This is a genomic window from Thalassotalea sp. ND16A (assembly GCF_000764205.1).
Taxonomy (GTDB): Bacteria; Pseudomonadota; Gammaproteobacteria; order Enterobacterales; family Alteromonadaceae; genus Thalassotalea_A.
Genome location: NZ_JQDZ01000038.1, coordinates 36,631 through 50,482 on the forward strand (window position 1 = coordinate 36,631; position 13,852 = coordinate 50,482).

Annotated in this window: 10 protein-coding genes; 9 read left to right on the forward strand and 1 reads right to left on the reverse strand. The window is 43.3% G+C overall.

Annotated elements, in window-relative coordinates:
- From ND16A_RS12685 to ND16A_RS12645, 9 genes are all read left to right on the forward strand, one after another.
- On the forward strand, nucleotides 1-1,080 hold the full coding sequence (locus ND16A_RS12685) for a metal-dependent hydrolase (RefSeq protein ID WP_033076910.1): 1,080 nt from the start codon (nucleotides 1-3) through the stop codon (nucleotides 1,078-1,080).
- A 119-nt stretch (nucleotides 1,081-1,199) separates the two neighbouring features.
- Nucleotides 1,200-1,499: a hypothetical protein gene (locus ND16A_RS12680; protein ID WP_033076911.1), complete on the forward strand. Its 300-nt coding sequence runs from the start codon at nucleotides 1,200-1,202 to the stop codon at nucleotides 1,497-1,499.
- Nucleotides 1,500-1,762: 263 nt separating this feature from the next.
- Complete coding sequence (locus ND16A_RS12675) at nucleotides 1,763-2,302, forward strand: hypothetical protein (RefSeq protein WP_152593836.1); 540 nt, start codon at nucleotides 1,763-1,765, stop codon at nucleotides 2,300-2,302.
- 456 nt (nucleotides 2,303-2,758) lie between these two features.
- On the forward strand, nucleotides 2,759-4,105 hold the full coding sequence (locus tag ND16A_RS12670; protein ID WP_052072960.1) for an Hsp70 family protein: 1,347 nt from the start codon (nucleotides 2,759-2,761) through the stop codon (nucleotides 4,103-4,105).
- A gap of 242 nt (nucleotides 4,106-4,347) precedes the next feature.
- Nucleotides 4,348-5,586, forward strand: coding sequence for an efflux RND transporter periplasmic adaptor subunit (locus ND16A_RS12665; RefSeq protein ID WP_033076914.1), 1,239 nt, complete (start codon nucleotides 4,348-4,350; stop codon nucleotides 5,584-5,586).
- Nucleotides 5,587-5,628: 42 nt separating this feature from the next.
- Complete coding sequence (locus ND16A_RS12660) at nucleotides 5,629-6,324, forward strand: ABC transporter ATP-binding protein (protein ID WP_033076915.1); 696 nt, start codon at nucleotides 5,629-5,631, stop codon at nucleotides 6,322-6,324.
- Nucleotides 6,321-8,816 carry an ABC transporter permease gene (locus ND16A_RS12655; RefSeq protein WP_033076916.1) on the forward strand — a complete coding sequence of 832 codons (2,496 nt, stop codon included), beginning with the start codon at nucleotides 6,321-6,323 and terminating at the stop codon, nucleotides 8,814-8,816. Before ND16A_RS12660 ends, ND16A_RS12655 begins: the two co-directional genes overlap by 4 nt.
- Before the next feature lie 141 nt (nucleotides 8,817-8,957).
- Nucleotides 8,958-10,343, forward strand: coding sequence for a sigma-54-dependent transcriptional regulator (locus tag ND16A_RS12650; RefSeq protein ID WP_033076917.1), 1,386 nt, complete (start codon nucleotides 8,958-8,960; stop codon nucleotides 10,341-10,343).
- Nucleotides 10,343-11,614, forward strand: a complete 1,272-nt coding sequence (locus ND16A_RS12645; protein WP_052072961.1) for a sensor histidine kinase — start codon at nucleotides 10,343-10,345, stop codon at nucleotides 11,612-11,614. Before ND16A_RS12650 ends, ND16A_RS12645 begins: the two co-directional genes overlap by 1 nt.
- 344 nt (nucleotides 11,615-11,958) lie before the next feature.
- Here ND16A_RS12645 and ND16A_RS12640 read toward each other — a convergent pair whose 3' ends face one another.
- Nucleotides 11,959-13,464, reverse strand: coding sequence for a hypothetical protein (locus ND16A_RS12640; RefSeq protein WP_033076918.1), 1,506 nt, complete (start codon nucleotides 13,462-13,464; stop codon nucleotides 11,959-11,961).
- Between the last annotated feature and the right edge of the window lie 388 nt (nucleotides 13,465-13,852).

Genomic DNA, 13,852 nt, shown 5'->3' on the forward strand with positions numbered 1-13,852 from the left:
TTGGATGTCCTAACCCATGCTATTGTCGGCGCTGCGGTGGCTCAATTGCCCGGCTCTGGCAACGCTGACAAGCAAACCATAATATCTTGGCAAAAACGGACCGTAATTGGTGCCAGCGCGGCATTGTTTGCAGATATCGATTATCTGTTATTTTTCATTAACCCGTTAGAATTTCTCGCCTATTGGCACCGGGCAGAAACTCACTCTTTGTTACTGGCACCAGTATGGGCCTGGATAATCACGCAGAGCTGGCAACGTCTAAGCGCCTGGCGACTTCCGACAAAAACCTTATACTGGCTATGTTTACTGGCCTTTATCTCACACCCGTTACTCGACAGTCTTACCGCATTCGGGACCCAATGGTTTGCCCCGTTCAGTCGTTACCGGGTGGCGTTCAATATACTGTTTGTGATCGACGCTTACTTTAGCGCCGCGGTACTATGCAGCTTGTGTTTACTGCTTATCTCTAATCACCTTCCCCCTATTCACCTGCGCTTTAAGTCTTTGGTAATATTCTTTGCCGCATTATTACCTTGTAGCTACCTGTTCATGGTCATTCACATCAAGCATCATATTGAGCAGCAAATTATTGCGAGCCCAAAAAGCATGACATTAATGCCACAACCCTTTTCGCCCTTTTACTGGAGTGCCATCAGTAAAACAGCAAATGGCTTTGACCAGGCGTATATCAGATTTGACAACGATTATATCGGGCAATGGGTGACCACTAAGTTTGGTATCCAGCAACATCAGGCAAGCTACCGACTGGTCGAGCAAATAATTTGGCTAAATTACCCGCTCTTGCCAAAACCTGAAACAATGAAAAACCAGGCGTTGGCCGTTTGGAATCATCCAAAATTCAGGCCATTTCAGCATTTTAGCGTTTCCCCCATTTTTTATGATTACCAACAGACAAGCCAACAAACCTGCGTATGGTTTAGCGATTTACGCTATCACTGGCCAAATATTCCGCCTTCTTTTCGTTATGGCATGTGCAGGCAATACCCGCTAAACAGCACAAACGACTGGCAGTTATCTCGGATGAAATACTTTCACCCTCAAAGTACTGCCAACCATTGATAGCAATCCTCTTATGCTTTTCACAACCCCTTGAAATTATTAAAGTTACTAAATTAGAACTAATACAGTTTTTAGTCTATTCTTGGTATATATAAAAACAAGAACCAGGGTAATTCACGATGATTGACAACAAAGACCTCCTTGAACAATTTAGACGGTTCATTTGGCAAAACAAAACCGCAAATGCGATTGAACTTAGTATTGAAACCGTAGACTGGAATGGCAGCGAGCCAAGGTTAAAATACCAAGTAGTAAAAATACTTCCCCACGATGCCAATGAGCAACAGGTCGAAGCTGCGATGCAAGACCTTTGTGCCAACAGCAACTATTTTGCCACTTGTGCTCTTTGCAAAAAGCCGGAGTTAGCCGGGAAAATGTATGATGAGTATCTTTGCCAACGCTGTGCTAAATCGCAATAACATTTGAATTTACACAATAAATTGCTATTTAACAGCGCCACTTATACTCTATAAATACAAAAGAATAATAAAAAGCGTTCGGCATGAAAAATGACGTAAGATCATTAAGCAGGAAGTTAACCAGTTAAGAACATCTCTCAACCAGCATTGGTCGAATTGCGGTTAAAACCTCAGGCTTTGCGCTACCAATATTTATCGGCGTGCAATTTGACAGTACTTTTATCGCTAGCCTTATCGCCAGTGTTTATTGGGGAGTGGCGTATGTGTTTATTAACAATTCAATATACTTGCGCACCAGCAGCGAATTTATCAAATGCACTAATCTATTGATTTTATTAGCTAGTTGGTTCTTTACCCTGGACAACAGTTACTATGTGTGCAGCGCAACACTGACGCTAATTTGTATGGCGTATGGTACGTTAACAGCGGCATCACCCCAGCAATGGTTGCGGATGGGCGCACATTACGATTTATTTTTGCACAGTTTCGCCGCTGTTACCTATTGTCTGGCTTTGTTCTCTTTGGCCCGCTCGGGGTTTGATTTGCTTATTGGTCCCGCCTTGGCCATTCACGGTGTGTATATTTTGCTAAAACAGTCTGGCAGCTTAATCAAGGTAAAATATGGCTTTGCCTTAATGTTTATCGCCATCGTCAAACTCGCCTTAATCGATGCCGCGAGTGCACTGTTATGGCAGAAGGTGGTCTTGTTTATCGGTGTTGGCGCATTTTTGTTATTTGCCGCATTTTGGTACCAAAAATTAATGACGAAAATGACCGCCGCGGATACTGCCACAATGAACTGATGGATGAAAACGTTAAGGTCTGGGTAGAGCGCTTAAGAGACTGATACGATATAAGAAAAAATACAACGTCATTGCGGCGAAGGCCGCAACCTCCTCAAAAGCAACAGAGCATTTAAGGTATTGTTTATAAGCACGTTATATCCGAATGGAGGTTGCGGCCTGCGCCGCAATGACGTGGTTAATTGTTTCGAAGTATTGCACAACACACTAAAAAAAGAGTGCCTCTCAATGGCACAAATCAGCCTGATGTAGTCATATCGCAACAGTAAGAGAACCCGTCCAAAAACATGACGGATAACGGTGTTTTTTTTCTGATTACAGTGGTGTTTTTTTCATTTCTACTCCTGGCAGTTAAATTGTTGGTAATAAATTCTATATCAGGTACTCATTGCGCCGCGTTCAGGTTAAAATAGCCGTTTTATAATTACACTTCGTTTTTATTGTTAAGGATTTATTTTGCATTCATTCTGTGGCCTGGACTTTGGCACATCTAACTCAACTTTTGGTACCCTAAACCCAGCATCTCAGCAAGCCATGCTTTTGCCGTTAGAAGATAATAAAGTGACTTTACCCAGCGCAATATTTTTTCATTTTGATCTAAATGAATGCTTTTATGGCCGGGCGGCAATTAATGAGTATATCGATGGTGAGTTTGGTCGATTAATGCGTTCATTAAAAAGTGTCCTCGGTACTCCTTTGATGGAGGAAACCACGCAGATAAAAGCACAGCAACTGCCATTTGTTGACATTCTCACCAGTTTTTTACAAAACCTCAAAATCAAAGCCGAACAAAGTGCCGCTGCCAATGGACAACATTCATTCGAACAAGTCGTACTCGGCAGACCGGTACATTTTGTCGATAGCGATCCACAAGCCGACTTGCTTGCCCAGGACACATTAGAGCAAGCAGCCATTCGAGCAGGCTTTAATGACGTAGTATTTCAATACGAGCCGATCGCCGCCGCGCTGGATTATGAACAAAGTGTTGACCAGGAAGAAATTGCCTTAATTGTCGATATTGGCGGTGGTACCTCAGATTTTTCTGTGGTCAGAATCTCACCGGAGCGAGCAAGTAGAGCCGAGAGAAAAGACGATATCTTAGCCAACGGTGGTATTCACATCGGCGGTACCGACTTTGATCGAAAACTCAGTTTAGCCAGCGCTATGCATGAGCTTGGTTATAAAAGTTCGTTTAAAGACAAAGCGGCAACGGCAAATTTTGAGAAAAATTTTAGTATTCGCAAATCGGTGAGCAAAGACAGCTATACCGAATCGACTAAAATGATCATGCCATCGAGTTACTATCATGATTTGGCCACCTGGCATCGTATTCATCAATTGTATGACCGACATACTATTCACTCATTAAAAGATATTGCTTATCGGGTAGAGAACAAGCAGCTAATCGATCGCTTGATCAATGTGATCAACAAACGCGAAGGCCATCGTTTAGCCATCGATATCGAGCACGCAAAAATTGAGCTCAGTGCCAACGCAAACACCCACATTGACCTGGATTATATTGAACATAACTTAGGGTTAAACATCAGCCTTGAACAATTACGCGATTCGGTTAACCATGAAATTAAGAACATTCAAACTCAGGCGTTTCAAACCGTACAAGATGCAGGTTTAGTCCCTTCGCAAATCACCAAAGTGTTTATGACCGGTGGCACCACGGCTATCCCTATGGTGAAACACGCCATTGAAGCACTGTTCCCGCACACAGATATCATTCAGGGTGATCAATTTGGCTCGGTAGGTTTAGGGTTGGCTATAGATGCCGGTCGCAAGTTTGCCTAATACCAAAGAATTTGAATCCGGGATATTGAGTGCTGATTATCCCGAGTTCAGGTTAATTACGAGATCGTCCAATTAATACATTTGGTATCATTCAAAACCGAACACAAGGTCGTTAAAAGCGAACATACAAGCTTCATTTTCAACCTTTGCAAACACATAACCACATGTATTTATTGCAATTTTAATTGTGGCACGAATATTTCATAGTACAGTTAATATCATGTTAATCACTATGAGTCATTATGAAAATTGAACTAACTCAGCAAAAACCGTGGAAAAAAATTGCCGCTCTTGGCTTGTTTATTAGCTTACTCGGTTATGCCACGTATGCAGTCAGCAGCAAAGCCAGCAAAACAGTCGATATCGACAGCTTAACTTTTACCACCGTTGCCACGGGTCCATTAGATATATACAGCAGCGCCTACGGTGAATTTGCCTCAGCCAAAGAGCGGTTATTAACGGCTCCGGCGTTAGGTAAAGTCGCTGAAATTCTAGTACGCCCGGGTACCAAGGTAACCCCGGATACGGTTATTTTACTTCTTGATAACCCAAAACTGGAACAAGAGGTTAGCCAGGCGCAAGGGCAACTAGCGCAACAACAGGCGCAGTTAGAAGCATTTAAATACGAACAACAAAGCGAACGCTTGAACTACCAAGGCCGCATTGCCGACATTGAAGCCGAGATTGAAAAGGCGCAACTGGAACTATCAGTCAATGAAAATTTAATGAATTTGGGCGTGTCGTCAAAAATTGAATTGCAACGTGCCAGGCTGGCGGTGAAGCAAGAAAGCAAACGGCTGAAATTTGAGCAACAAAAATATCAGCAGTTTATCGAAATGCAGGGCTACCAGGTAACCCAGCGTGATATCACGATCAATCAACAAGCTTCACAAGTTGCCCTGTTAGAAAAACAACTGGCTGACATGCAAGTCACTGCCGGGATCAAAGGTTCGCTGCAAACCTTGGAAGTTGAACTTGGCCAAAGTGTGCAATTGGGTGAATCATTAGCAAAAGTTGGCAGCGATGAGGAACTGATCGCTCGTTTACGTTTGCCACAACATCAGGCAGACCAGATAGACATTAACTCTGCAGTCATTATTGATACCCAAAAAGGCAAAATAGCCGCCCACATTACTCGTATTGAAAGCGTTGTCGCCAATGGTTCCGTCCTGGCTGAAGCGGTTCTTGATGGTGAGCTAACTTCAAACGCCCGCCCTTCTTTAGCGATATCGGCGCAAGTATTTGTTAGGCATAACGTTAATGCGATGTTCATTAAGCAAACACCGGGATTACGTCCCCGCTCGAAACAAGCGTTATTTGTCCGTACTGCCAGCAACTTGTTAGAGCAACGCAGCGTCACCTTTGGCGAGCTTTCGCAAAACCAGTTAGTGATCAATGACGGCCTTGCTCAAGGTGAAGAAATTGTCAGCAGTGATACCAGTAAATACAACCAGTTTAGCCAATTAACGCTAACTGATTAAATAACGAATTAACGAATTAAAAATAACAGGATGGAACAGACAATGAAAAAAGTAGTTGAAATGAACAATGTGCACAAACGCTATGACGGCCAGCAAATTGAAACTCATGCCCTGCAAGGGATCTCACTGGAAATAAACCAGGGTGAATTTGTCGCCATTACCGGCCCTTCCGGTTGTGGCAAGTCAACCTTGCTATCGATCATGGGGCTAATGGACAGTGCCAGTGAAGGCGATTATCACATTGCCAACATCAATACTTCCGGACTGAAAGTTGATCAACGTACGCAAATTAGAAACCAGCACATTGGCTACGTATTCCAATCATTCAATCTGATTGACAGCTTAACCGTATTTGAAAACGTTGCCCTGCCACTTGAGCACCGAAACGTCAAAAAAGCCGAAATAAAACAACGGGTGGAACAAGTGCTAACCCAGGTAGATATGTGGCATCGACAAAATTATCGTCCAAATCAGCTATCGGGTGGTCAACAGCAACGTATCGCCATCGCCCGCGCCTTAGTGGGCAAGCCCGATCTTATCCTGGTGGATGAGCCAACCGGAAACCTCGACAGTAAAAATGGCGATCAGGTAATGGCGCTGTTAGAGCAATTGAATAAAGATGGTTCAACCATCGTCATGGTGACTCACGACAGCCGCTATTCACGCTGTGCTAATCGTCAAATACAATTGCTTGATGGCCAAATTGTGACTGAGCAAAAACTACGAGGTGTGGCATGAGTTTATACAAAAAGGCTTTCCTGCATGGCATAGCGCGAGTCTTCGCCTTGCCACGACTGAGCATTCCACTAATCTTAACCTTGGGTCTAACCTTGGGCGCGGTATTAAGCGTAACCGCAATTTCTTCAACCTTGTTGTATCAGCCATTACAAGGGGTTAAAAACGAAGCATCGCTACAAACCTTTGAATATCGCTTTAAAATGTCTGATACCTTAAGTGTGTCTTATTGGAATATGAACCGTTTACAGTCATTTGGTGAACACTTTGCCGATTTGGGCGAATGGGCGGGAATTAGTCCAGCCGAGCAAGATGTTGAAATTAACAACGGCATTTATCCAACCACTCTTTTTGAAGCATCGAGTAACATTTTAGAAGTATTGGGCGCGCGTTTATTGCTCGGGGACGATGTCAGCATCGCGGCGCCAGAGCAATATGTGTGGATTTCCGAAAGCTTATGGCAATACGCCTACGCCGGCATTGAGTCCGTGATTGGCAAACAGTTAAATGTGAACAATCAACCGTTTATCATCGCCGGTGTGATTGAAGATGTCATGGCAATAAAGAGTGATCAGGCAATATTGCCACAACAAGTTTGGTTTATTAAAAACCTTGCCACGGTCGCCACACAAGAAGATAACGTCGGTAATATCAGCAATGATATTGATTTTTTATTGCTTAAAAGTGCCAATGGCAACGCGGTATTACCTACGCAAGAGCAAACTGATGAATGGTTGACAAATTACGTCACCAGCAATGTCGATGGCGACAATGTACAAATGTTTTTAGACTTTCTCAGTAATACCAACAAAGAAGTGATCGGTGCGCCATATCGCAGCAATATGCTAGGTGAAACCGAAGGCTTAATCATTGCCCTGTTTGCGGCATCAATTGGTTTATTATTGATGGCGACACTGAATTTATTGAATCTGTTTATCGCCCATTATCAAAGCCGCACCAAAGAATTCGCCATTCAATTGAGTTTGGGTGCGAGTCTGTTAAAAGTACGATTACTGGTGTTGCTGGAAAATCTGCCCAGCTTTTTACTGGCCGCAACGGCAGGATTATTGGTTACTGGCTGGGCATTAAAAAGTTTACCGTTAATTGCCGGTGACAGTTTGCCGATGATAGACACTATCGGCCTCAATGGGGTCACCATCGCCGCATCGTTTGCGATCATTATCTTGTTAAGTATTTTGTTTAGTGTGTTGGCCCTGGTGGATATCGATAAACAGGCATTGTCAAATAACCTTAATAGCAGTGGTAAAGGCATTCAGGCACAGAGCAATCAATGGTTGAGTCGCATGTTAATGGTGCTGCAACTCTCTATTGCCTCAGTGTTGCTAACAGCGTCAGTGATGATAACTCTGCAGAGTTATCAATCGGTATACCAAGACTTAGGGTACGAAATTGGCAACTCTTATAATATATCCCTGACGGTGGCGGATGAAGAATATATCACTCAACTAAGAGATTACGAGAAATACGGTAACAGCGAAATAAATACCCTACTTGCTGATGTTAGCAGCATGATTGAGACTAAAGTTGCCAACGCTGATGTGATTATTAGCGATAATGGTCCGCTTTCGGATTCTCTGCAAGTGCGTGCATTTCGCAATGAAGACAATAATAATGAACGGGTGATCTTTCAGATAAGAAGTTTGAGTAGCGATTTTTTCAGCGCCTTCAATATTAACATGCTCGCCGGTGCCAATCTCAGCCAAGAGCAAATTGATAACGACGAAGATCGCATCGTAATTGATCAAAACATGGCAACGACTATGTTCCCAAGCTTGAGCAATGAACAAATTATTGGCAAAACTGTCAAATTAAACCAAGGCGAAGATAACCCGGCAATGATAGTCACCGGCATTGTCAGCAATACCATAAGTCAAACCGGCATTGCCGACCCACTTGGTTTACCTGCCGTGTATTCACACCGTATTGACACTGGTGGTAACTTGCAATTTACGGTGATGATGCCAGCGGGCAAAAGCTTAACTGATGAGATGATCAACAGTGAATTACAACGTCAGTTTCCACGGCTGAGTAATTTACAAGTCACCCCGTTAAGTGATATTTGGCAACGCCAAACGCTAAACCAACGGGTGAGTTTATGGGTGGTGCTTACCATGACGGCGTTAACCTTGCTGTTAGCGGCAATTGGTGTTGCCGGTTTAACCCAAATGACCACCAATCATCGTAAGTACGAGCTGGCCGTGCGCATGGCAACTGGTGCGAAGCAATCACGTCTGGTGCGCTTTATTTTAACAGACGCGTTATGGATGCTAGTGATAGGTTTGGGCTTAGGTTTTGTAGTTTCGGTACTGGGCTATCAGCAAATTCAGCAACAATTAGAGATGTTACCTGAATTTAACTGGTTAGCGATGACAGCGTTAGATAGCGGCTTAATTGTCATCGTCTTGCTCTCGGTGTTGCTGCCGGCATGGCGAGTCATTCGCGCCGATCCAATGCAAGCGTTACGCGAAGAGTAAAATTTACCAGCCGTTACACTTCGCATTGGTATAACGGCAAACAATACAGTAAACTTTGCTACCAGTTCACATGAGCTGGTATCTTTGCTTATACCTTTTATAGATTTAACAAGGTGTTAGCCCTTTTTTTTAGGAATTTTTTTGAATACAGACAATAGCAACAACGCCACGATATTAGTTGCCGATGACGATGAAGATATTCGTTTAGCGCTGGAGCTGTTGCTCAATGCCAATGGCTATCAGGTTATTGAAGCAAGTTGCGCCAAGGAAGTCGTGGTGCAAACCGATCGACAAAAGCCCGATTTAGTGTTGCTCGATATGAATTTTAGCCGTGACACCACCAGTGGCCAGGAAGGTCTGGAGATATTGCAACAACTGCAACAAAGTAACATTCCGGTAATTTTAATGACCGCCTGGGGTAGCATCGAATTGGCGGTAAAAGGGTTACAACTGGGCGCCTGTGACTTTATTGAAAAGCCCTGGAACAAAGGCAAATTGCTTAACAGCATTAGCCAGCAGTTAAGCCACTCGCGCTTAAAGCAAGAACATCAGGGTTATCGTCAATTACTCAGCAAGAAGCCCGCAGGCAAGCTGCAAAATAAAAATTGGATTGCCGTGTCCCCGGCGATGCTGGCGATAGAGCAATTGGTTAGTCAAATCGCACCAACCGATGCCAACGTACTGATCTTAGGCGAAAATGGTACCGGCAAGTCCCTTTTGGCCGAGCGCATCCATCAGTTGTCGAGTCGACAAAACAATCCCTTTATTGCAGTCAACATGGCGGCGATACCGGACAACTTATTTGAGAGTGAATTGTTTGGTCATCAAAAAGGCGCATTTACCGACGCTAAGCAACATCGAGTCGGCCGTTTTCAATTGGCCGAACAAGGCAGCTTGTTTCTCGATGAAATTGGCTCATTGCCGCTAAATTTGCAGCCGAAATTATTACGGGTACTGGAAACCGGACAATATGAAATTTTAGGCTCTAGTCAAACAGAGCGTGCCAATGTCAGGTTAATCAGTGCCACCAATGCCAATTTGAATCAGTTACTCAAAGATGGTGAATTTCGTCAGGATTTGTTGTACCGGTTAAATACGTTAGTAATAACCATGCCACCTCTGCGCGAGCGGCTAGATGACATGCAAGCGTTAAGCGAAAATTTTTTGCAGCATTTTTCCGGAAAATATCAAAAATCCAACTTAGTACTCAGCGCGGCGGCGCTAAGTAAATTACAACAGCATAGCTGGCCGGGCAACATTCGAGAGCTGAGTCACGTGATCGAGCGGGCGGTACTGCTAGCAACAACGTCTGAGATCGGAGCGCAACAACTATTACTCGATGCAACCGATAACGCAGACAGTGAAATAACATTGCAACCCTTAGAACAAGCAGAACAGCAGCTTATTGAAAAAGCCATGCTAGTCAGCGGCGGACAAGTGATCGAAGCGGCGAAAATACTCGAAATATCACGCAATGCCTTATATCGACGCCTGGAAAAATTTAATATTTCCCACGAGCAACACTAATGAGTCATGAAAAGTGGCTAATAACCGGCCTAAGCACCATTGTTCTTGTCATAGTGTCCCTCACGGCGGCTTTAACCATTAGCCTGGGCTGGAGTCTGCTGGCTGTCTGCACTTTACTTTTTGTGTTGATACACCCGCTGATTTGGCTGGCGTGGCGATATTACTGGTTTTGGTGCCAAAATATAATGCAACTCACTACCTATAGCCAAATGCTGAAGGAAGGCGAACAAAACTTACACTTAAAAACCGCCCATAAGGATAATTTGCTGGTTGAATTACAACGGGAAATTGAATCCCTGGCAAACAAGAAAAACAGTCAGCAATCGCATAGTCAAAGCCTGGAGCATCTGTTAAGTGGCATGCTCGATTCCTGGTCTGTCCCGGTATGCCTGTTTGATCAACAACTTAATTTAACCTATCGCAATGGCGCGATGAATGAGCAATTGCAGCAACCGATGTTAGTGGGAAGTGCTGCCAAAGATTTAGGCTTCTCTTTGCAAGATAGCCAGCTTTGCCACCCCAAATTTGCGCAACAATGGCAATGCCAAAGCATAAATTACCTGTATCAGGGTAAAAAGCACTGGTTATTTAGCGCTCTCGATATTTCGCAATTGTTGCATCAAACCCAAACCACCACCCAGCAAAATTTAATCCGGGTCTTAGGTCATGAACTGCGCAATTCATTAACGCCAATGTCTTCAATGGCCGATACCTTGCTTGCCAGTGAGCATTTAGATGAACAGCGCACCCGCTTGGTATTATCGAGAATACATCAGCGCAGTGACAGGTTACTTTCCTTTGTTGGCCAATACAGTCAGCTGGCGCAATTGCCGCTACCCAAGCTGCAATGGTTTAACATCGAGGAAGTATTGACGGAAGCCACTGCGATGATAGATGAAAGCAAGTGTGAGATTGACTTTAAAGGCAATGAACAATGTTTCGGTGACGCTGAACAACTTGCCCAGATTATGATCAACTTGTTAAAAAACTCGCAAGAAGCGTGTCAGCAGGAAATCACCAAAGTCACCATAAAATCTTACTATCACCAACAAAGTCAAGTGCTTGAGTTGAGTGATGACGGCCCTGGTTTTGCAAATTTAAGCAATGTACTAACCCCTTTTTATACTACCAAGCAACAAGGTTCAGGGATCGGGTTATCACTTTGCGCCGAAATTATTCGCAATCATGGTGGCCAATTAACGGTAAGCAATCAACGAGATTCAGGGGCAAAAATCAGCATGAGTTGGCCCCTTATTAAATCTGACAACTAAGCTCAATAGAATTGCTATTATTTAGCAGCCCTATTAGCGTTAATTGTTCAGCTTTATTTTGTGTCAGTAAATGCCACATTGCCGCCATACGATATAAGAAAAAATACTCCGTCATTCCACCATGCTTTTGGGTGGGATCTTCTCCAGTTTTGATGTGACCTTGAATGAACGGTTTGTGCCAACAGCCGACCAATTAAACACACGATTATTAGTTATTATCAAAAATATTGAAATATACTTATGTAGTCTTCTAATGCCAACTAAGATTGACCGAATCTAATTACATAAGGCGATAGAGTAATTCTATCTATTACTCTCTAACGCCTAATATAACGATATAATGGCTAAGGATTTGGGTCTGCTGTCAAAAATGGGGTGACATTAATCGTGCCGCCATTAAGTTCATTTAAAAATGCAGGTCCAGTATCGCTTCCCCACCAGTTACCAGCAGCAGAGACAGAAACACCATCAGCAGATATATCAAAAACTCCACTATTAATTATTCGATTTTGCCCTGCACTGCCTAACCCACCAAGGCCAGAATCCAGTAGTATGCTGTTTGCTGTTGCATTAAAAAGTGAAAACTCAAGGCCAGTTGTTTCCGAATTAACTATTAGATTATTTTCCATAAAAACCTCTGCAACATCTAGCACAGCGCGACTCAGGCCAATGTAAATCCCTCCTCCTAATTCCCTACCTTCACCTCTGTCAGTTGGAGAATCGATGACATTGTCTGTTATATTAAGAAACATGCTGCTATTTGGCGTAGCATCCATAAAGCCTTGAATGCCTTGCGCACAATTTTTGATCTTATTGTCTCGAATTTCAACCGTTAGGGTATTACTACCGCCACTAAACTGATCCAAAACTTGAATCCCCGCATGCCACGCATCCTCAATTATACTATTGGTGACAATTCCACTGAAGCTACCGCCACCAGTTGAGTCGAAAAATCCCATCTCGATTCCAGTAGAAGTGCCTATTTTTCCGCCGTCATCTGGATTGGAATAACGGTAACCATCCACCAATACAGTCATAGCGCCACTGCCTTGATTTAGTAACAAAAGGCCATCTGAGTTTGAGAGTGTGTCGTGGCCAATATTTGATACAGACGTATTGTTGATCAAAACATCCACAGATGAATTATTAGCAGCAATGACTGTTATGCCTGATGACACATTACTGCCACCTGGTAGGTGGCCTTGATCTCTAACTTTAGTATGACTAATTTGAACCTCAGCATGACCCACAAGTTGAATAATACCCACTGACGGTGCATCGGCCTCCCCAATCTCGCTGTTCTCAATGACTAAGTTCATGTCTGCCTCAGATACGATTCCTACACTAGCCCAAGCTTGAGCAAATGGAGAGAACCCTGCAGACTGATTAGCACCGGTAACTAGGGTATTCTGTATCTTGAGATCACCGCCCACAGGCTGAACTAGATACGAACCCAATATGCCACTGGTCAAAGTGTCTTTAACATGAATGTGTTTTATACTATTGTCTATAGCCAAAATAATACCGAAACCATTAAGTGCCGCCGTGGTATTTGTGATGACAGGCAACGCACCGTTCTTGCCTTTATTTCCCTCTAGTCGCTGACCATCTTTCAGGACGATCCCTCCATCGAGAAGGGTTTCGGAATACAGCACATTAATAACTTCACATTCGGGGTCAGCCTGTACCTCCAATAGTGAGCCATAGGGGTTCTGCTTGCTACCGTATGGTTGATTTAATTTGCTTTGATTTATATCGCCAGAGACGTAACAGTTAACAGGTGATTTGCCCAAAGCTGTAGTAGATGCGCAGAGAAGAGTCGCTGCACTAAGTAGTGATATTATCCTCATGTTCGTTCCTCCTTGACGCGATAAAATATAAGGAGATACCTTTAGTTTCACGCGTTAAGAGATAAAGATAGTAGTATTATTGATATTTTCCAGTTTGATATTTTAGTGCAAAGTAAATAAGATCATTTTATCTGAAGCCATGCCTATATAAAAAATCCAGTAATTTCATATTTACTTCTGGTAACAGATATTTTTTAAGCTCTCTAATTGTCGCGAATACTAAAAAATGGAAATTATTAAAGGGATATCGATGTCCGCTTTTCGCTCATCGCAGACGATGACGACTGCTAAAAACTTGTGTTTTTACAATAACATCAGATATAGTAACTTTACAAATTATTAACCAGCCCAACGGCTGGTTAGAGCGATTAAGAGCCGTACAATACAC